The 20,816-nt window shown below is 27.2% G+C and carries 18 protein-coding genes; all 18 read right to left on the bottom strand.

The features are described from left to right. Positions 1 to 33 precede the first annotated feature (33 nt). The 18 genes from KQI77_RS02890 to KQI77_RS02805 all read right to left on the bottom strand — a co-directional run bounded on the left by KQI77_RS02890 (position 34) and on the right by KQI77_RS02805 (position 20,581). Positions 34 to 2,193 (bottom strand): glycosyl hydrolase family 28-related protein, encoded by a 2,160-nt coding sequence (locus tag KQI77_RS02890; RefSeq protein WP_216388181.1) that lies wholly within the window; start codon positions 2,191 to 2,193, stop codon positions 34 to 36. A 78-nt stretch (positions 2,194 to 2,271) separates the two neighbouring features. Beyond that, a complete protein-coding gene (locus KQI77_RS13150; protein ID WP_301281671.1) occupies positions 2,272 to 2,679 on the bottom strand; it encodes a serine O-acetyltransferase in 408 nt (135 codons plus the stop codon). Between the two features lie 179 nt (positions 2,680 to 2,858). Then, complete coding sequence (locus KQI77_RS02880; protein WP_216388177.1) at positions 2,859 to 3,848, bottom strand: glycosyltransferase; 990 nt, start codon at positions 3,846 to 3,848, stop codon at positions 2,859 to 2,861. Between the two features lie 58 nt (positions 3,849 to 3,906). After that, the gene (locus KQI77_RS02875; RefSeq protein ID WP_216388175.1) at positions 3,907 to 5,340 is read right to left on the bottom strand and encodes a flippase; all 1,434 of its coding nucleotides are present in this window, start codon (positions 5,338 to 5,340) and stop codon (positions 3,907 to 3,909) included. A gap of 56 nt (positions 5,341 to 5,396) precedes the next feature. Then, entirely contained in the window at positions 5,397 to 6,494 is a 1,098-nt protein-coding gene (locus KQI77_RS02870; protein ID WP_216388173.1) for a glycosyltransferase, read from the bottom strand. After that, positions 6,491 to 7,537 carry an acyltransferase family protein gene (locus KQI77_RS02865; protein ID WP_216388171.1) on the bottom strand — a complete coding sequence of 349 codons (1,047 nt, stop codon included), beginning with the start codon at positions 7,535 to 7,537 and terminating at the stop codon, positions 6,491 to 6,493. Before KQI77_RS02865 ends, KQI77_RS02870 begins: the two co-directional genes overlap by 4 nt. Before the next feature lie 26 nt (positions 7,538 to 7,563). Continuing rightward, a complete protein-coding gene (locus KQI77_RS02860) occupies positions 7,564 to 8,682 on the bottom strand; it encodes a Coenzyme F420 hydrogenase/dehydrogenase, beta subunit C-terminal domain (RefSeq protein ID WP_216388170.1) in 1,119 nt (372 codons plus the stop codon). Between the two features lie 8 nt (positions 8,683 to 8,690). After that, positions 8,691 to 9,845 carry a polysaccharide pyruvyl transferase family protein gene (locus tag KQI77_RS02855; protein WP_216388168.1) on the bottom strand — a complete coding sequence of 385 codons (1,155 nt, stop codon included), beginning with the start codon at positions 9,843 to 9,845 and terminating at the stop codon, positions 8,691 to 8,693. A gap of 31 nt (positions 9,846 to 9,876) precedes the next feature. Next, on the bottom strand, positions 9,877 to 10,887 hold the full coding sequence (locus KQI77_RS02850) for a glycosyltransferase family 2 protein (RefSeq protein ID WP_216388166.1): 1,011 nt from the start codon (positions 10,885 to 10,887) through the stop codon (positions 9,877 to 9,879). A 41-nt stretch (positions 10,888 to 10,928) separates the two neighbouring features. Beyond that, positions 10,929 to 12,032 carry a glycosyltransferase family 4 protein gene (locus KQI77_RS02845; RefSeq protein WP_216388164.1) on the bottom strand — a complete coding sequence of 368 codons (1,104 nt, stop codon included), beginning with the start codon at positions 12,030 to 12,032 and terminating at the stop codon, positions 10,929 to 10,931. Beyond that, a complete protein-coding gene (locus tag KQI77_RS02840) occupies positions 12,025 to 13,146 on the bottom strand; it encodes a hypothetical protein (RefSeq protein WP_216388162.1) in 1,122 nt (373 codons plus the stop codon). The genes KQI77_RS02845 and KQI77_RS02840 overlap by 8 nt, the downstream gene beginning before the upstream one ends. Further along, positions 13,146 to 14,261, bottom strand: a complete 1,116-nt coding sequence (locus tag KQI77_RS02835) for a glycosyltransferase family 1 protein (protein ID WP_216388160.1) — start codon at positions 14,259 to 14,261, stop codon at positions 13,146 to 13,148. The genes KQI77_RS02840 and KQI77_RS02835 overlap by 1 nt, the downstream gene beginning before the upstream one ends. Then, complete coding sequence (locus KQI77_RS02830; protein WP_216388158.1) at positions 14,261 to 14,746, bottom strand: acyltransferase; 486 nt, start codon at positions 14,744 to 14,746, stop codon at positions 14,261 to 14,263. Before KQI77_RS02830 ends, KQI77_RS02835 begins: the two co-directional genes overlap by 1 nt. Positions 14,747 to 14,758: 12 nt before the next feature. Then, positions 14,759 to 16,105: a polysaccharide biosynthesis tyrosine autokinase gene (locus KQI77_RS02825; protein WP_216388157.1), complete on the bottom strand. Its 1,347-nt coding sequence runs from the start codon at positions 16,103 to 16,105 to the stop codon at positions 14,759 to 14,761. A 507-nt stretch (positions 16,106 to 16,612) separates the two neighbouring features. Further along, positions 16,613 to 17,635: a hypothetical protein gene (locus KQI77_RS02820; protein ID WP_216388155.1), complete on the bottom strand. Its 1,023-nt coding sequence runs from the start codon at positions 17,633 to 17,635 to the stop codon at positions 16,613 to 16,615. Positions 17,636 to 17,787: 152 nt separating this feature from the next. Beyond that, positions 17,788 to 19,002: a flagellin lysine-N-methylase gene (fliB, locus tag KQI77_RS02815; protein WP_216388153.1), complete on the bottom strand. Its 1,215-nt coding sequence runs from the start codon at positions 19,000 to 19,002 to the stop codon at positions 17,788 to 17,790. A 4-nt stretch (positions 19,003 to 19,006) separates the two neighbouring features. After that, positions 19,007 to 19,237 (bottom strand): hypothetical protein, encoded by a 231-nt coding sequence (locus tag KQI77_RS02810; protein WP_216388151.1) that lies wholly within the window; start codon positions 19,235 to 19,237, stop codon positions 19,007 to 19,009. 327 nt (positions 19,238 to 19,564) lie between these two features. After that, complete coding sequence (locus tag KQI77_RS02805; RefSeq protein WP_216388149.1) at positions 19,565 to 20,581, bottom strand: Rpn family recombination-promoting nuclease/putative transposase; 1,017 nt, start codon at positions 20,579 to 20,581, stop codon at positions 19,565 to 19,567. Between the last annotated feature and the right edge of the window lie 235 nt (positions 20,582 to 20,816).

Here is a 20,816-nt window from a genome sequence, read left to right as displayed (position 1 = left end):
TTTCAAAAGGCCTATAAATCCTTAACTACAAATTTAATTGATTTGTACAAATTCAGCAATTTCTCCATAATAAGTCCATGTTACCCCATCTTCTTCTAATATATTAGACTTATTATGCTTAGGTTCTATTGTACTAGCTACACCACTTGAGTTACATCTATATATTTTATTATCCGAATTAATAATATAATCTCCTAGAGAATAAATATAGCCACTCTTCCACTTAACATCAGAATAATATCCTTCCTTTATACATTTATAATAGCTTCCATCTGAATTCTCACAAGTCTTATCTCCTATATTATAATATTGACCATTATATGGTCTATTAGTTGTTATATTGATATACCTATTAGGAATATTATTATTTATCTCTATAGAACGAGTAGCTTGGTCCCCTTGTTGGAATAATATAAAGAAATCCTTTCCTCCACCTATTATCGTATTATTATTTATTCTTATATAATTAGCATATCTTACATTATACGTATTACTTGCTATAAATCTTCTTATTAGATATTTTTTCGAAGCAAGTTCTTCTGTTATCTTGAATTCATTATTAGCTATTAGTACATCTCTACCTGCATCTAACAAATAAAAATTATTAAAATTCTTCATATATATCTTATTATTTATAAAGATACTTCTATCTCCTACACCTATAATCATACTTCCATTCCTACTAAAAAATTGATTACACTCGTATATACTGTCTGTATTCAAAGCATTTGCTAAAAAGCTTCTAGTATCCACACTAATGTTATCTACGAATATATTAGAATTATATATATTATTATAATTAGAATATACATAATATAATTGAGTATTTATGAAAGTATTATTTGCAAATATACATTCTTTCATGCACATACCTAACTTCATAAATACACTCTTAGAATTAAAGGTATTATTAATTATCTTGCCATCTGTAAATTGAATACTAAACTTATCTATATAGTTCTTATTCTTCTCTAAATTTTCATTACATACAAATCTATTTCCATCTATAGTTATATCTCTAGCTACACCTATCCTCTGAATAATATAATGTCCAGTATTCCTGAATTCATTATTCTCTATTCTAAGCTTATTCCTACCTATGATTATACCTGCACTATCTCCATAAAATCTATTATTAGATACTATAGGATTATCAAAATCAGTGCCTAGAAAATGTGTAAAAGCAATAGCTGCATAGTACCAATCATATCCCCCTTGAGGACTTGCACCTACATTATCACTATTAAATTCATTGTTTGTTATAAGAGTATTACCTCCTGTTGCATCAAGTATACCTATATTATTATGAACAAATGTATTACCATCTATTAAAACATTAACACCATATTCTAAATGCATTCCCTTATTATAGCCATATACATAATTGTTCTTAGCAATAAGTGCATAACCTGATGTTGTATTTTTCACTAACTCACTAGAAAACGGACACCATCTCTTTGGATTTTTCTGATTATCCATATCTACTGTATATTCAAATTCTAATCCACTTCTTCCACATTGTAAATCGTATACATCCTTTGCCAACTTATTATGAACCTTAAACTTTCTTCTGTTAACTACATAATTATTACTTATTGTAACTGCAAATGACATAAATGCTGTAATACCATCACCTTGATAATCAGTATTTGTACTTGCCATACCACTCGCAGAACAATCCCATAAAGTATTATGATCTATAAGAGTAAAAGGACTTCTCTTACATATTATTCCGTCTCCATAAATATCAGTTAACGTATTATCTCTAATAGTAATATTATAAGCATATTCAGACCTTATACCTGTCATTCCTTTTCCTAAAGGATTAGGGGCGGTTAATAATAAACTATCTTCTGCCACTCCACCCTTATATAACTGATTAGTTCCATCTATATTTAACTTTTCTATTGTAATGTCATGCAAAATATTTTTATAGCTTCCACATATCCTTATTAAATCCATATTATAACCTTTACCATAATATATAATCCTAGACTTACCACTAGAATCACCACTTAAAGTTATATTGCTGTAAGAAATAATTATAGTATCTGTAACCTTGTAGTCCCCACTAGAAAATAGTATTGTTCCTCCACCTTTACTTCCTACCTCTTCAATGCATTTATTAATAGCAATAGTATCGTCATTAGTTCCATCTCCTAATGCTCCATAATTTCTTATATCATAAAGCATACTTCATCTCTCCTATCGTTTATATATATATTCACTATATAATATGAAGTATCTAGGTGATTGGATAAAAAAAGTAAGCTAATTGCTTACTTTTTTGTTATTAACCTTTATTACTTTTGCTGGGACACCTGCAACTACACAATTATCAGGTACATCTTTATTTACAACTGCATTTGCACCAATTACAACGTTATTTCCTACCTTTATTCCGCCTATAACCTTTGCTCCTGCTCCTATAGTAACATTGTCTCCTATAATAGGTGTCTTACCATTAACATCACCAACTGTAACTCCATGTCTTATAGTGAAATTCTTGCCAATCTCAGCATCACCATTTATAACAATACAATTATAATGAAAAATCATAAATCCTTCATCAATGTCTGTATAATATGGTATTTGTATACCTAACTTTATTGACAATCTTCTTAAGTTTAATCTAAAAAATATAAAAATTAAAAACAAAGCTTTCTTTCCTTTTAACATATTACACATTCTTAAATTAACTATATATTTATATGTCGGATATTTGAGATAAGCCTTTAGTATATCAAAAAATTAACACTTTTAGATGTGTTTACATATCATTTATAATCACTTTTTAACTTCATTTTTATACTCCTTTATTAATTTTATATTATAAAATTAATAAGAACCCTATTATTTCATTTTTTAGGAATAACTTTTCTTCTAATCTTATTTAGAGAATATATTAAAGGATTTAGCCATAACCATATATTGAATTTAATCTTACTTAATAAACTTATATTGTCACATTGCATATATCTTTTCTTAATTTTTTTAGCTTTATTTAACAATAAATTTAGATTCTCTTTATCATTCTTATAATATTTATTAAGTAAATAATGATAATCCATTATTCTATTTCCATAGCTTTCAATAGCCTTACCACTTAATTCCTTATCATTTATATTTTTATCAATAAAATCAATTCTCTCTTCATTTGCTTCTAGCCACTGTAATCTCTTTATATTGAAGCCTTCTGACATAATACTTTGATTCCTTTGTCTATATAAATATATAACTTTATTTATATAAATGACTTTTGAAGCTAAATAAAATAACTTATATGTTGTAAACTCATCCTCATGAATTTTACCTATTGGAAACCTAATTTTTTTAAATAAATCAGCATTATATAACTTATTCCAAACCACAATAGATTCTACACTTGGCTTCTTATAATATATATTTTTTATAGCCTCAATTCCTGTAACTATATTATATTTAATTGGTTTATCTATTATAGGTATTTCATCACCATCTATAAACTTACAAAATTCTCCTTGTACTATATCTGCATTAAATTTATTTTGATAATATATTAATGTTGCAATCATATCTTCAACTACAAAATCGTCACTATCTACAAATGCAAATAACTTTCCTCTTGCTATGTCTATAGCATCATTTCTTGCAGCTGAAAGGCCTTGATTTTCTTTGTGTATAACTCGTATTCTAGAATCTCTTATACTCCATTTATCACATATTTTACTTGATGAATCTGTAGAACCATCATCAACCAAAATTATTTCTATGTTTTTATATGTTTGCATTACTAATGAAGTTACACATTTATCTAAATATGCTTCAACATTATAAACAGGAACTATTATGCTTACTAATTTTTCCATTCCAATTCTCCCATTAATTCTTGTTAACAATACACCTAATCAAAAAAATTTTATAACATCATTTTCTTTTTAATATACCTTTTAAAATAGAACTATTTAACTCATCTTTTAATATAATAAGCATAATTTCATATACAATAATACCAATTATTCCTTGTACAATAGTAGTTAAAACTCCAGCTCCCATAAAACTTCCTATTACTCTTACAATCATATACATAAAAATTGCTGAAATAACATACTTAATCAAACATCTTAAATAAGCTTTAAACGCAATATCTGATTTTATTATTTTCAATTCACTTATAGTTATTACTATTTCTGCAATAACAGTTGCCACACATGCACCTAATGCATTGAATTTATTAATTAAAACAAGATTAATTAAACAATTAGTTAACGCCCCCATTAAAATAGCTATTGTATATTCTTTATTCTTATTTCTTGGGACTAAATATTGCATACCTAAAACATTATTTATTGCTATAAAAAACATCTGAATTGATAAAATCATTAACAACAATTTTACATCAGTAAATTTAGGCCCAAAAAACCATGGAACAAATTCATTAGATATTCCTGCTATACCAAAGGCCATTGGAACAGCAATAAATGAAACAGCTTTTAATGATGTATTAAAATACTTATTCATTTCTTCTTTTCGTCCATTTGCAAAAGCATTACTCATTCTAGGAAGCATAACTGTTCCTAATGCTGTTACTAAACTTATTGTAAATCCTGTTATCTTAAGAGATTGTTCATAATATCCTGTTTGAACCTCAGTAGATATAGCACCTAACATAGTCTTATCAATAAGTTGTGCTAATTGTGTTGCAATTGTTGGCACAAACAACTTTGCTGCTGGTAAAATATGAGGTCTTATATCAATTTCCGACCTTTTTACTTTGTAGACCATCTTTGGAACATAGATCCACATAACTAAATTACCTAATAAAATTATTCCATTATTAAGTAAAATATATTTCCATAAATCATTTTCATCTTTTACAAATACAAAAATTCCAACTAAGCATAATATTTTTACTAATAAACCTCTTGTAAAAAGACTTTTAAAATCTTCATTGCCCATAAATAGCCAACTAATATCAAAAATAACTGCTATTATTGCAACTGATTGTATTAAATAAACATTTCCATATTGTTTATTAGTGCCAAAAATAAATATATATAAAATTAATGCTATTCCTAATGTACACATCCTTAATAATACTAAAGACCAAAATGTTCTAGACATCTTTTCTTTATCATCTCTAACATATGCAATTTGCCTATTTCCATATGTCGTAAGTCCTAAACATCCTATTAATGCAAAATACTGTACTATTGCACTTGTATAACTATTAATTCCTACCCCCTTAGGACCTAATACTCTAGAAACATATGGTACTGTAATCAATGGTAATGCTATATTTACTATTTGAGCTAACACATTAAATACATAATTCTTCTTGATGCTCTTTTCTCCGCTCATTTTTTAACTCCTTATTATATGTTCTTCAATTTAATCCGTCAAATATAAACTAATTACTATTCAGAATAAAGCTTTCTATAATTATCAAACATTATATTTATTTCAAATTCTTCTTCTATGCACTTTCTTGCATTCTTAGATATCTTATTAAATAATTCAGGATTTTTTCTAAGCTTTTCTATTACTTCTACAAATTCTTCTTTATTATTAGCAATAAATCCATTTTCTCCATTTACTATAACATCTTTATTTCCTATTACATTAGTTACGATACATACTTTACCTAGTGCCATAGCTTCAAGTAAAGATATAGGTAAGCCTTCCCATCTAGAAGTTAGCATAAATATATCACTATCACATAACATTCTTAATCCATCAGGTTTAAGTTGCCATCCTGCAATTTCTATATTAGAAGAAGTTAATTTATCTCTAAGTTCCCCATCCCCTATCCATAAATAATTATCATCAGTTGCTTCTGCTACCTCATTAAATAACTCTGGATTCTTCTGTACTGATATTCTAGCTAATGTTGCAATCTTAAACTTATTATCTTCTTTTTTATCAGATGTTGTAGCTACTTCATTATACGTTTTAAGTATCTCATCTATTTCATCTAATTTAATTGAATTATTAATAACCTTAACTCTCTTAGAAAACTTACTAGCTTCTTCTCCTTCACCTTTTGATACTGCAACTATAGTTCCACCAAACTTACTAGTAAACCATTCTATAAAATAAAATATATTTCTCTTAATCTTAGATATATCTGTTTGCAAAAAAGAGAACCCATGTGGATTATAAAATACCTTTCTATTTTTTCTTCCTCTAACTGTTACATTCATTATTCTACCCATAACACCAGCTTTTGAAGAATGTAGATGAAGTATATCTGGTTTTTCTTCTTTTATAAGATCTCTTATCTTAAAGAAACCTTTTATATCACTAGAAAAACTTAACTCTCTTTTATTCTGTAAATCTACCATCTTTATTCTCTTATCAAAATCATCAAATAAGGTATCTGGTGTTTCAGGTCTTATACTATAAGCTAGTGTAATATCATAATAATTAATCATCTCATTAGCTAACTGAACTATATAAGAATAAACTCCTCCCCCAAACCCTTCTACTATATATAATATCTTTTCTCTTTTCATATTCTATCATCCTTACAAATACTTATTTTTCCTAATATAAATGGACACTTTTTATTAATAAAATCTGATACAAAATAAATAATTATACTTGCTAACATTACCATAATAATTCCTATAATTAGAGCCTTTGCAAAATCATAGTCATCAACAGAGGTAAAACATGCTAATATTGCTGTAAACACTGTAAATATTGATCCATGCATACAATAATATATCAAGCTATTCTTTCCCACTATTGTTAATATATCATTTTTTTTCAATAATCTTTTTATACTTATACACATATATATACCTGAAATTGCTGAAATATAATATAATAAAATATTACCTTGTTTACATGCATATAAATCTACACGTTCTCCAAATATTCTATAATTTAAGTACGCTGTAACAACATTTAAAACAAATAAAATTATAGCTACCTTTATATTAACAATTTTATCAAATATCTCTTTACATTCTTTACTTAAATATCCCAGTCCCAAGAAAAATGTTGCTGTTAAAGCTGCATCAACAGACCAAGGTAATAATTTATTAATATATCTAAAATAAACATATCCAACTATAGCTGAAAAAATTATACATAAAAATATCTTATATTTATTATTATTGGCAAACTTAATTATAAAATAAAAAATTATCTCGGTAACAAATAAACAAGGCAAGAACCAAATACTTCCACCAAGGAAAGTTCCTCTTATTTGTATGAATAATCCTGGTATTTCAAATAATACTCTCCTTAAGTCATAAACATTTAAAATTAAATATTTTACTATAAAATCAAAAACAAATATAAAAATTGAAAAAGATAATAACGGAGTTAGCAAACTCCTTATTTTACTTTTCAAAAATTCCTTAAACCCATTGTATTTTCTTGTAGAAAATACATATCCCGACAAGAAAAAAAAGAGTGGAATATGAAATGAATATAATTCAACTTTCAATAACTCTGGGAAAACAGCATGTCCACACATTACTAAAATAATAGCAAATCCTTTCAGCTCATCAATCCATGAAATTCTATTAGCTTTCTTTACTTCCATCCCCTAAGTCCTCCAATAACTATAGATTATTTTATAAACAGATATTTTTTTACCTTAAATTTAATAAAACCTCTTCTTAAACATTTTCTTATTGATTTATTAAATGATTTATTTTTGTATAAATCTAAAAATTGATTTCTCTTTGGATGTCTTCTAGTTGGTTTATTTAATTGTTCATTCTTGAAAACCGCTTCTTCTAATGTTCTTTCTTCTATAAAAACTCTATCTTTTATTTTGTCTACTATAGCTATTCCCTTGTCCGTATTACATAAAACTACCGAAACGCCTTTATCTACATTATGATTAAAAGGAATCTTTTCGCCTATTCCCCAGAAATCTCCTAATGTAATATCACTTATTCTTTCTTTTCTAGCATAAGTACATTTATAACAATTTTCCCTATAAATCATTCCTTCCATAAATCCCATATAATACTCACTTTCTCTAAAGTGTTTCTTATATACAATCTTGTCATTTTGTAAAAACGTAATTGCAAAGTTATTATCTGTGCCACTTCTAAATCTAACTTTATCTACCTTTTCGCTAGTTGTATCTCTTACATATTCTTGTAACATTCTATTAGATGGAACCCCATGACATATTATATCTATAGTCAATAAATTATCATATGTTTTACCTAAATATTTAAGTAATCCAGCTATTTGACAAGGTGTTCCTACAAATAAAACATCTTTATTGTTGTTAAGGAGTCTTTTTGCATTTCTAAAGGTATCTTCAATAGAACTATGTGTATATTTAGATTCTTTTATCCTCTTTAATCCTTCAATATTATTTACTTCAATATGTCTTACATTAAGTCCTTCTTCATATACTGCACCAAACACATAGCCTCCATTTTCAACAACATATGTTGCTATAACAGAAGATAATCCCCCAGATGAACTCGTAACTCTATCTTTTTCATCATTACTCCACGAAGCATATGTTTTCATAGGTTTCTTAAAATCATCTATTGGCACATTAGATGGGCATACTTTTTCACACGCTTTACAATTAACACAAGACTCTTCATCTATTGTAGGATAAATATAACCATATTCGTCTTCTTCCATAGATATACATTGTTTGGGACATATATTATAACAAGCATAACAGCCTGTACAATTATCCTTACTACATATCATCAATTCATCTATCCTTTCACTTTTTCTGATGCTTTATTTAATGCATTAACCAAATAATCAACTGATTCTTGTCTTGCTTCTGCAAGTTTTGGATTAACTATACTATAATCTATATCACTAGGTCTATAATCTTCTTCTTTAGATAATTCTGATAATTGCCTATCTTCTAGTCCTAATCTTGATAATATTGTTGTTAATCTATCATCATTATTTATTTTTCCATTTTCAGTTCCTCTTACAGTAAAGAATTGCTTATTATATATTATTGAAAAAACTGTTCCATGAAATGATGTTGATAGAACATATTTAGCATGTTTTATTAAACTTAAAAAATGATTAGGAGCTGCTTCTTTAAGCATTTTGAAACCATACTTCAATGTTTTATATGATTTATTATCACCAGAATATACAACTACTACTGGTAAATTATTTATTTCTGCGAACTTTTTTACTATTTTTAACGCTGCATCATTATAATCAATAGAATAAAAGAATATATAATCACCTTCTACTAATCTATCTGCACATATTTTATCATAATCTTGCTGATCTAATAAAAAAGTCGGATCTAATACAACTTGTACATCCCTATCTACTAATGATTTTGCATATTTCTGTCCTTTTACTTCTCTTACAGCAATAGAATCATATTCATTTAAGAATTTTCTTACATTGTCACTATAATTTTGTGCCTTTTTAGAATCTATTTTTCCTCCAAAACTAGATGCATATGATATTTTAGGTTTGTTATTAACAAAACTTAAAAAGTAAGCATCATTATAATCCCACGCATCTACATTCCATATTTGATCGCTACCACTAACAAAAATATCATATTCATTTTCTGCTTCATCCAATTCTTCTAATGTTTTATAACATTTTTTACTTAGTGACATTGAATTATTAACTATGTTATCAAAATCATCATGTCTCTTTTTTAAATTTCTGTAATTTAAACATGCAACACAATTCTTAGCTATATTTCTAAATGAATTATTTTTCTTAAATACAGAATATAATTCTTCTTGTTCATAAGAATAAAAATTAATTATATCGCATTTATATCCTTCTATTTTTGATATTTTCTTTTCTAGTGCATAAGCTTGTAGAAAAGATCCATTATTTTGTGCAGCATGATAAGTAATTAATCCAACTTTATTCATTTTATCCCTCCAAATGATTTTCATTATATATCTATCTTTTTCTTATAATTCTTGTAACTCGCCCCATTAATAATGCTATAGATGTCAATTTATTTCTTATAATAAAAGTTGTTATTTTATTTCTTAATCCTATAGCACTATTAGAACTTATACATTCTTGAACTACATCATCTTTAATTATATTTTCTAATATATCTCTCTTTTGCGAGTAATTAAGTTGACAACTAGAATTAAATAATGAATTAATATAAATATTTATATTTTTCACAAACCAATTATTAATATATTGTTTCAGCCCCTCATTCCAATCATTTACAAAACCCCAAACTTTAACATACGCATATTTCATATCATTAAACTTATTTATATTAAATGTTGTACATAAACTATCTTTTTCATGATTCACATAATGATATAATGCTTTATCAATAACCATTCCACTTTGTAGCTTTTTGTATAGTTTTATATTAAATATTAAATCCTCTGAATAATTAATTCCTTTTGGAAATCTTGCTCCAACTTCATCAATAAAGGATTTCTTATATATTTTATTCCATACTTGATTTACAAGATGATTGTCTAATAAATCTTTATATACTTTTTGAAACTCACTATTATCATTAAAAGCACATTCTTTACTTACATTCTCATTTTTTATAGTATATTTACCATCATTCAATATATCATTATAATTTCCATAGAATATTATTTGATAATCTTTTTCTTTTATTTCATCAGCTAAAATTTTCAAAGTATCTTGTTCTATATAATCATCCCCATCAACAAACATACAGTATTCTCCATGAGCATAATCAAGTCCTATATTTCTAGCTCCTGAAGGTCCTTCATTGATAGTATTAATTAATATAATTCTTTCATCTTTATGTGCATACTTTTCGCATATTTCTTTAGTTTTATCTTGTGAACCACCATTTACCAAAATCAATTCCCAATTACTAAATTTTTGACTAATTATACTTTCAATACATTTAGATATATACTTTGCATTATTGTATACAGGCACAATTATACTTATCTTCATATTAATCCCCTTTAATGAACTTTATACCTTGCAAATATTAATTATTTAATACTATTTAATATTTCATTCCATTTATCCATTATGCTTCTTAAATCAAACTTATCAGTATCCATTAGTGCATTATCCGAGAAATTTTGTCTTAAATCTCTATTATTCATTAATAATTTAACCTTTTCACTCATATCCTGTATGTTAAATGGTTCTATTAGAAATCCATTTTCATTATTAATTATACATTCATTAGGACCAGTTTTTATATCGAAGCTCACTGCTGGAAGTTTAAAAGGTTTAGTTTCTAGAAGTGTCATAGGAAGTCCTTCATATCTTGAAGTTAATACAAATATTCCTGTTTCTTTATAATAATCATTTACATTACTAACATTACCCTTAAGTATTATTCTATCTTGAAGGTTATATTGTTTTATCTTTTCTTCTAATGTAGGTCGATCTTCACCTTCACCTAACACTATCCACTTCCACTCATTATCATCTTTAAATATCTCCTTTGCAACATCAACTAACATATCGAAACCTTTTTGACTAGTTAATCTTCCTACACTTAAGATAATTTTAGAGTCAGCATTATATATATGTTGTTCTGATAAACTCATAACTGGATTATGAATATATGTTATAGGACATCTTATGTTTATATTATCTTTATAGTATGAAACATCTGCCTTAGTAAGTGTAACTATTGCATCTGCATACTTACCTGCTAACCTTCTTGTATATTTTCTATGTCCTACTGTTGGATGTTGATAGAAATTAAAATGTTCCCATGATATAACTTTTACTTTTGTAAACTTCTTTACTACGAGTGAATACATGTCTAATATTCCATCAATATCAATTAAAACATCTATATTATTATTTTTAACAACCTTTTTTAACCTATGACATATCTGAACTATATGAGTAAGGCCTCTAACAGGCTCATCATATAATTTAAACCTATCTATATTATCACTTATATCGAAAAATGGTTTATCACGTTTTTCAACTAAGCTTACAAATGATACCTTATATCTATCAGTGCACTTGGCTAATTCATTTGCAATTATAGTTCCTACCCTTTCAGTTCCTCCACTATTAGTTATATCCCCTGAGAAGAAACATATATTGGTTTTCCCTGTATTATTCAACTTCTGCTACCTCCTTATTATTTGTTGCTTTTATAATATTACATTTATCTAACACCATTAGATGCAAAACTGGAAATGTAGCAGCTTCATGTCTTACAAATGAACCGAAATCAGGTTCAAATATAAATGATCCTAGTAAATAAGCTGTAAATACGCTTAAAGCTATAATGGCTGTTTCATTCATTTCCTTCCTCAAACCTCTTATTGTTTTTACCAAATAGAATAGTATGAATATTTGATACACAACAAATGGCAGATAAAAAACACCATTTCTAATAAGCTCTACTGGTATCATCATTCTAACTGCATTTATAACATAATTAATCATGAAATTATTTAATGTTCCATCTATAGGAAATACATTTTCTATCTGAGAAACGGCTACATCATTCAGATTTGTTTGTCGAACATATATTACTTCCTTATAATCTGCTGGCATTACTACTGATGCTGCTAGCAAGAATGCATATATAGTTGCAAATGCAATAGCTACAATTAAAAGAACTGAGCCTACTGTCATCTTTTTATCCTTCTTCGCTCTTATAGAGAAAACAAAATACAGAACAACTGCTAATACACCTATTATTAGGTAATAACTTCTAAAGAATGTACTCTCCCAATAAAATATCAGAAAAGATAGAATAACTTTTATTATAGGTTTCAAAAAATCCATCATTAACACAATATAAATAAGCATAAATATAAAATATTGAATAATATCCTTACTTATATTAAAAATATATATATTTAATAGTCCTATACTAGCAAGTACAAAAGCTGTTTGAATAATGTCTAATTCCTTTGGTCTTGTTAACATAATAACTAATAGGAGACTAAATACAGTTGCTATTAGAACTGCCCAATCCTCAAGGTCTGTAAATCCAAATATATTTAACTTCTTGAATACATTGGCTGCTATTTTATATGATCCTTCCCAAGATGGCATTATTCCGCTACCAGTAACCATAGAATTAATTCTTGCACTATCCCAGAAATATTTGTCAGGAAGTACTGTAAATTGAAGTATCTTAGCTATTATAGTTATAGGTATTATACTCATTATTATTAATTTTTTATTATACTTGTTCTGACTATCATTAAAATATTTTTCCATTATCTCTCACCAATTGCATTAATATAGAAATTCTCCATCCATTTTGCATTTTCTTTTATATCAAACTTTTTCTCTACTATCTCATCATACATACTTACCTTATTGTAACTATTTTTATAAGATAATATTCTCTCAGCCCAATGTTCTAGAGAATCCTCTAGTTTAATTATTTCCACATTATCTGTTATTGCACATTGACTAGGTACCTTATCAGATATTATGCATTTAACTCCTGTTGCTTGTGCTTCTACCATTGTTACTGGAAGTCCTTCAAACAATGATGGTAATATGAATAAATCAAAAGCCTGCATTATATAATTTACATCACTTCTTACTCCTAAGAATTTAACTGCATCCTGTAATCCTAACGCTTGTACCTTTTCTCTTATAGAATCTTGTAGTTCTCCTCCACCTACTAGAACTAGAACCGCATCCTTATCTCTCTTATATACTTCATTAAATATATCAATAAGAAATCCATGATTCTTCTGAGGAAAGAATCTTCCAACATGTCCTATTACAAACTTTCCTTCTAGTCCAAATTCTTTCTTTGCCTTCTCTTCTAATTCCTTATTATATTCAAAAGCCTTAGCATCAATAGCATTATTCTGCATTATTACTTTATCCCTATTTTTAACTCCATATAGCCAGTCTCCTGCCTCTAATCCACATGTAAACATATGTGTTACTTGAGGTATAAGTCTAGCTCTGAAATAATATCTTACTATAGATTTAATATCAAATCCTTTAGGTGCATTGTGTGAATGAGATATTCTAACAGGTATATTTAATTTCTTAGCTTCTTTTAATGCAAAATAACTTCTCTCTTCTAAGTTAGAATGTATTATCTTGTATTCTGGATGTTCTATAAGGAATTCTCTTATTTCTCTCTTATATCTTCCAAAATACTGAGGATACATAGGACACATTCTGTATATTCTACCACCTAGTTTCTCTATTTCGTCTTCATAATCTGCTTTGTAATCTCTATTAACCAAGAAGTCTAATATAACCTTACTTCTATCCATATTTCTCAAATAATTCATCATCATAGTTTCAGCACCTCCCCTATCCATAACAGTGTCTAAAACTAATACTCTAATTGGATATTCCATTATTTTCTCCTTTCAATAGTTAACTTACTTTCCCCTCTTACTACAGAATAACTAGGTATGTCCTTATTGATTATGCAACCTGCGCCTATAATAACACCATCTCCTATAGTAACTCCTTTTAAGATAATTACATTGCTACCTATCCAACAATCCTTACCTATCTTAACTCTGCCTGTATTATAACCTTGCTCCATTATTTTCTTATTTCTGTCCTTAAATCTATGATTGTGGTCATAGATTCTCACACATTCACCAAATATAGTATTATCCCCTATTTCTATATATTCTAGTGAATTTACTGAGCAGAAATTATTAAAAAACACCCTATCTCCTACTTTTATCTTTCCTTCTTGCTCTATTGATATGTGAAATCCCTTTCGGAATCCAACACTCTTTCCAAAAATAACATTATGTCCATATATAATTCTATATCCTAGTCTTTTAAAGAATGCTAAAATATGATATTTTAATTTAAGAATTAACATATACTACTTCCCTCAATCCTTTTTTCTATTTTTCCCATAATAGTGGCCATAATATCCCTTTACCTTATCCTTGAAGTTCAGAACAGTTCCTATTATATTAGCATTTACTAATTCTAAGCTCTTCTTTGCATTTCTCATAGAATTTTTCTTAGAGAAATTAGCCTTAGCTACTATTACTACTCCATCAACCTTAGTTGCTAATGTTTGTGCATCAGATACCACTAATGCAGGTGGTGAATCTATGACAATAAAATCATATTGTGCCTTCAATTTATCTATTAAATTAGTCATTGCTTGTGATGAAACTAATTCTGCTGGATTAGGTACTACACTGCCTGCTGGTAGAATATCTAAATTTTCATCTATACTCTGTATAGCAAGAACTAATGCCTTATTTCCTACTAATACATCTGATAATCCTATATTGTTTATAATACTAAATTTCTTATGTTGCGTAGGTTTTCTTAAGTCACAATCTATTATAAGTGTTTTCTTCTCAGCACGTGCATATGCTAATGCTAGATTGGCTGTAGTAACACTTTTCCCTTCTGAAGGTTGCGAACTAGTTATTAATAATGTTTTTATCTTATTATCAAAAGATGAATATTCTATACTAGTTCTAAGTCCCCTATACCCTTCTGCTTGTATTGAATTAGGATTATTAAGAACTACTAATGGATCAGAATTTCTATCTATTTTATACAAATTACCTAGAACTGGATAACTAGTAACACTTGTTAAGTCCTCTTCTGTTCTAATCTTTCCATTTGTAAGTTCTAGAATAATTGTAAGTCCAACACTTATTATTAAGCCTCCTAGAAATCCTATTACTAAATCCTTCTTATGGTTAGGACTAACTGGAATAGTACTAACATAAGGTTCTTCTAACACACTTATTTTCGCATTAGAAATAATATCTGTACATGAATAACATACATACTCTGTTACTGCATCTAATACATTACATACATCTTTAACATTATTTCCTGAGTATGATATTGTCATAGTTGTCGATGTTTCAGATGAAGTTATACTTAATCCTGATAACACCTTTCTAGGATCCATATCTAAATCTTTAAAATCTAATGCTTCTTTCATGAAAGATGTACTCTTTATATATTCTTGATAAGTATCTTTTAATGAAGTAAATAATGTTATATCAGTTGATGAAATTGATAAGTCATCTGTGTTAATCTTTCCTATTATAACCTTTGAGCTTCCTTGATATACTGGTTTAGAAACTTTATAGCTATATATTCCAAACAATCCAGTCACACATATCGTAATAATTGTAATTAATATCCATTTCTTTCGAATAGCCATCAGTATATCTTTTACCCCAATATAATTTTCATTCATTTAAAATCCTCCTACTTTGAGTAATCTATAATAAATTATATATTATATATTTTCAATTATCAATATTTTTACAATTATACACTTGTTTGTAATCGATATCATTTAATTTTTTTTTAATTTTTTCTATCCATTTTGTTAATTTATAAATACACATAAATGCTCTTGTTATTAATCAAATTTACATTTTATTGAATTTATTTTACAAGCTGTTTACTACTATACACTTTCCCCCTTTAGTTATAATTTTTCTTTGTACCATTATATTCCTACTTTTCTATAAGAAATATATTCTAATGTGTTATCCATAGATCTAGATTCTATATAATTTCCTATAGTGTAAAAAATATAAGGTCTTTTCCATTAAAATGTTGAAGTAATAATAATCAATATTATCCAACAAATAACTTCAACACAGTTATGGAAAAGACCTTATACTATTTTAAAAACAAAAAAAGCATCACCACTTGCCACAATTTGCAATTAGTGATACTTTTTCTCAGATACCCCTTACAATCTATCTATTTCATTTAGGTTATTCTTCACTATTTCACTTATTAGATATACATCACTACATTTTAGAAATACCTGATTATATATTTCAAATATTATATTCTTTATATTATCTGGTAACTTATTGTTGTTATTTATAAGATAATATAATGAAAAGAATCTTTTATTTAATAAAAATAAACTTGCATCATTACTAAAAGATAATTTCACATCACCATTTTTTATAGGTGAACAGGCAAAACAGAACACTCTATCATATACTAGAGCTCTACCTCTTGCTTTATCTCTAAATGTATCTAAATCATCCTTTAGATATGACAACATCTTATCTACTGTGTCTTCTATTATTTCAACCTTTTTAAATAAGTTATCTGAAGCTTCTTGAACCTCTAATATATCTAATAAACATTCATTATCAACCTTAGATAAATAAGATAATAAACATAATTCTTCATAGGTTACTCCACTTAAGTCATACTCATCTTCTCCATAGCAAGACAATATTGCTTTTCTACACACATATGTCTTAAAAGCTTCTCTATATCTCTCTAAATCTTCACTTAAAAATATAACTACATTGGTATCCTCAGGGAACTCCCCTTCTTTTAGAAGAATTTTCTGAATGTGTGATATATTTTTCTTATAACAGTTTAATATCTTCTCTACATCAAACTGAAAACCATAATGATAGCTTAAAATTCTTATATGAAGTTCTATATCAAATAAAATTCTTTTATTAAATATACTCTTATATGTGGTTATTATTGAATATGGTGTTGCTGATAGAATAGTATCTCTCCAAACATCATCCTTGTTGTTAAATAATAGATTTTCTTCATATAGCATATAACTTTTTAATTCATTATTGTTCTTAACAACTTCAGTATAATCAAAGAACTTAATTGAATCATCTTCAACAATAAGATAAAAAGCCTTTGGTAATACTACATGTTCCTTAAAATAATCATCTCTTAAGTTATCAGTTATCTTTCCTTTTATAATGTCTAGAGATTCTTTCATAATTCCACCCCTTAAAATAATATTATTGTAGGACTTTAATTATTGTCCTTATGTTATAATATTATTCAATATAAAGTTTCATTATGTTACATTAAGCACATATATTCTATTAACATTTTGTAAACGTTAAACAACAGTTATAATCATATATTCTATATAATATTATTCACAAACATCATATTATCATATTCATTCTGCACAACTTCTTCTAGAACATCAGTATAATAAGTTTTGTGATGTTCTGTTGTCTTAAGGAATGTTTGAATAAATGTTATTATCTTTTCTTCATCTAATTCCTCTCCATCAAGCATAAGCCCTACTAAGAAGAACCTCATATATGAGTATCTTATAAGAAGCATTATATATCCATGAAATGCAACATCATTCTCTGAAAATGGGAACAAATTATTATATATAAAGTTAATAAGATAATTTTCAAATATGTAGCCATATTTACTCATAATATCATTATTATATTTCTTATAAGCTTCTACATATTCTTGTGATTTTTCAGTTATATTATCTACAAAATCATACCCTTTTAATACCTTTTCAGTATAAGCCTTAAATGTTTTACTAGCTACTTCCTTAAATACATCTAACTTATCTAATAATCCCTTAAAAAATGATATCTGTATCATATATCTCATATCATCTGCCATATATAAAGCTAATGCATCTTTTGTATTGAAGTTATCAATATATCTGCCTACAGCCCTTACATCGCCGTCTCCTAACTCTGTTATATTATCTAAAAATACCCCTAATACATATAATCTCTCATCTAGAGAATACTTCTTATTCTCTATTATATCTATTGATTTTTGTCTTATTTCCTTAAAATGCATGAAAATAGATCCCTTAAGTTCCTTAGACCTTGTATCAATATTTCCTGATATTATATGCTTATTTAATGTGACCTTCTCAGTTATAAACTCTATTCCATCCTTAAGTGACAATACCTTCCTTGCTGCCTCAGGACAAGATACATCTAATGTCATCTCATAATTTCCATCTATAATATTAGTAATTCTAGGATAACATGTGCATACATTTGATAGATAATCTTCCCCAATATTAGAATATATTATACATAAATTATTATCATCTAAAAATGCACATCTCTTATTATTTTTAAGTTTTACACGCCCATAATCAATATCTTCACTAGTACAATATTGATTATTATGAACATTCTTTTGAAACATCTTTTTCATTTCTTGATTATTCACTTTAAAATATCTCTTAAAAGTTACTTTGTCTATATCAATATCCCATCCTGCACAACAGGTATCTTCACACTTATCTGCTATACATCTAAATCCTTTTAAATATTTAGGATATCTCAACATAATATTAATTGCCATCATATCATTCCTTATTATTTACTCCTAGTATTTGTTCTTTGCTAAGCTTAGTATACTTCATTATTTTATCTATTGACTCTTTATCCCTAAGCATCTCCAATGCTATAGCAACAGCTTTTGCTTCAATCCCTTCTCTTATTCCTTCTTTTATCCCTTCCTCTCTACCTTCTATTCTACCTTCTGCTTTAGATTTTTCTCTCATATCTTTTAGTAGAAAAGCATTGTTTGCTACCATAACTTCCACATCCTCCCTGTCAGCTTCCAATATATCTATTGCTGCTTCTGCTAATCTATTCTCTACTGTATTTCTTATCCAATGCTTTAATGCCTTAGTTTCTACTTCACTTAATTCACCAAAAAACAGTGGTATAGCCTGGATTCTATTTTAATTATCTAAACGTTATGGTGATTGCTACTATATCTATATTGTCATCAAGTATATTAAGTCACTAGTAATTCTTACTTAAAAAAATATTGAATTAAGTAAATATTGATAATTAAAAATCCAATGTTGTTTGATAACGTTAATATTATGATTTTCTTAATTAGTATCAATATAATATTAATCATTTATATCCAATATTTTTTTTACTTCATCTTCAGATATTTCACATTTTCTTGATATATCTTCTATTTTTTCTCCATTCACAAAAAATTTGAATACTTTTTTTGCAAGTTCTATTCCTTCCACTCTTCCCTCTGATTTACCTTCTATTTTGCCTTCTATTCTACCTTCTTTTATTCCTTCCTCTCTACCTTCTTTTTTGCCTTCTGCTTTAGATTTTTCTCTCATATCTTTTAGTAGAAAAGCATTGTTTGCTAACATAAGTTCCACATCCTCCCTATCAGCTTCCAATATATCTATTGCTGCTTCTGCTAATCTATTCTCTACTGTATTTCTTATCCAATGCTTTAATGCCTTAGTTTCTACTTCACTTAATTCACTAAAAAACAGTGCTATAGCCTGGATTCTATTTAGAAATTCTACTGCATCTATCTTTTGATCTAATAGAAATATAGCTGCTGATACATTATTACTATTTATTAATTCTTCTTTATCTAAGTCATTATTTACATCTATAATATCATAAGTAAAATTAATTAATCCATCACCAAATAATTTTTCTTTATATATTATCTTTCTAAACTCTTTTGGTGCATCCCATACCTTTTCTCCATTATATAATACTATTGGTATTATGGCTGGTATTTTCATTGTTCTATCATGCTTCTTATGGTTAGCATTCTTGGAATATTCTCTAAGTATCTCTGTCATATAGAATAATAACCTCAGTGGCATAGTATAATCTACCCTTGATTGAAATTCTAAAAGTATATAGAATATCATCTTTGTTCCTTCTATCTCTGCCGTATATACTATGTCGCATTCTGTTTCCTCATAATCTGATGTTACATAGGACTTATTCACTAGAGTTAATTTATCTGCATCTATATGCTGCGCCCATTCGGCTTTTATTATGTTCTTAAACAAGTCTGCTGCTATTTCTTTCTTAGAATATAAATCCTTGTAGCTCTTGTCGTGTAAATGATGTATGTCTCTATTATATTCTTTTGTCATGTCTTCCTGCTCCTATAAATTTCTTTTTCATTTGTTTATTATGTCCTTAATTATACAGAATTATTCATTAATATCAATTATAATAGCATATTAAAATATAATAGAATTAGTTACAGTAACCTATTGTTCCATGTTAATCTTACTAGCCTATAATTTCCTAAAGAGTAAAAAAATTAAGTTAGCTTTAAAAATGTTGTACCACTGTATGATCTTTAAGAAGTTTACAACATTTAGC

Source organism: Clostridium sp. MSJ-8, from assembly GCF_018918325.1.
In the GTDB taxonomy this organism is placed as follows: domain Bacteria; phylum Bacillota; class Clostridia; order Clostridiales; family Clostridiaceae; genus Clostridium.
Note: the sequence above shows the minus strand (reverse complement) of the source record. Positions and strands in the feature narration are given on the sequence as shown.

Bases quoted from the DNA above. Each gene is read 5' to 3' on its own strand.
- KQI77_RS13150 (WP_301281671.1), bottom strand. From the start codon at position 2,679: ATGTTAAAAGGAAAGAAAGCTTTGTTTTTAATTTTTATATTTTTTAGA.
- KQI77_RS02830 (WP_216388158.1), bottom strand. From the start codon at position 14,746: ATGTTAATTCTTAAATTAAAATATCATATTTTAGCATTCTTTAAAAGA.
- KQI77_RS02865 (WP_216388171.1), bottom strand. From the start codon at position 7,537: ATGGAAGTAAAGAAAGCTAATAGAATTTCATGGATTGATGAGCTGAAA.
- KQI77_RS02810 (WP_216388151.1), bottom strand. From the start codon at position 19,237: ATGGTAGCAAACAATGCTTTTCTACTAAAAGATATGAGAGAAAAATCT.
- KQI77_RS02840 (WP_216388162.1), bottom strand. From the start codon at position 13,146: ATGGAAAAATATTTTAATGATAGTCAGAACAAGTATAATAAAAAATTA.
- KQI77_RS02880 (WP_216388177.1), bottom strand. From the start codon at position 3,848: ATGGAAAAATTAGTAAGCATAATAGTTCCTGTTTATAATGTTGAAGCA.
- KQI77_RS02870 (WP_216388173.1), bottom strand. From the start codon at position 6,494: ATGAAAAGAGAAAAGATATTATATATAGTAGAAGGGTTTGGGGGAGGA.
- KQI77_RS02890 (WP_216388181.1), bottom strand. From the start codon at position 2,193: ATGCTTTATGATATAAGAAATTATGGAGCATTAGGAGATGGAACTAAT.
- KQI77_RS02825 (WP_216388157.1), bottom strand. From the start codon at position 16,105: ATGAATGAAAATTATATTGGGGTAAAAGATATACTGATGGCTATTCGA.
- fliB (WP_216388153.1), bottom strand. From the start codon at position 19,002: ATGGCAATTAATATTATGTTGAGATATCCTAAATATTTAAAAGGATTT.
- KQI77_RS02855 (WP_216388168.1), bottom strand. From the start codon at position 9,845: ATGAATAAAGTTGGATTAATTACTTATCATGCTGCACAAAATAATGGA.
- KQI77_RS02860 (WP_216388170.1), bottom strand. From the start codon at position 8,682: ATGATATGTAGTAAGGATAATTGTACAGGCTGTTATGCTTGTTATAAT.
- KQI77_RS02875 (WP_216388175.1), bottom strand. From the start codon at position 5,340: ATGAGCGGAGAAAAGAGCATCAAGAAGAATTATGTATTTAATGTGTTA.
- KQI77_RS02820 (WP_216388155.1), bottom strand. From the start codon at position 17,635: ATGAAAGAATCTCTAGACATTATAAAAGGAAAGATAACTGATAACTTA.
- KQI77_RS02850 (WP_216388166.1), bottom strand. From the start codon at position 10,887: ATGAAGATAAGTATAATTGTGCCTGTATACAATAATGCAAAGTATATA.
- KQI77_RS02805 (WP_216388149.1), bottom strand. From the start codon at position 20,581: ATGACAAAAGAATATAATAGAGACATACATCATTTACACGACAAGAGC.
- KQI77_RS02835 (WP_216388160.1), bottom strand. From the start codon at position 14,261: ATGGAATATCCAATTAGAGTATTAGTTTTAGACACTGTTATGGATAGG.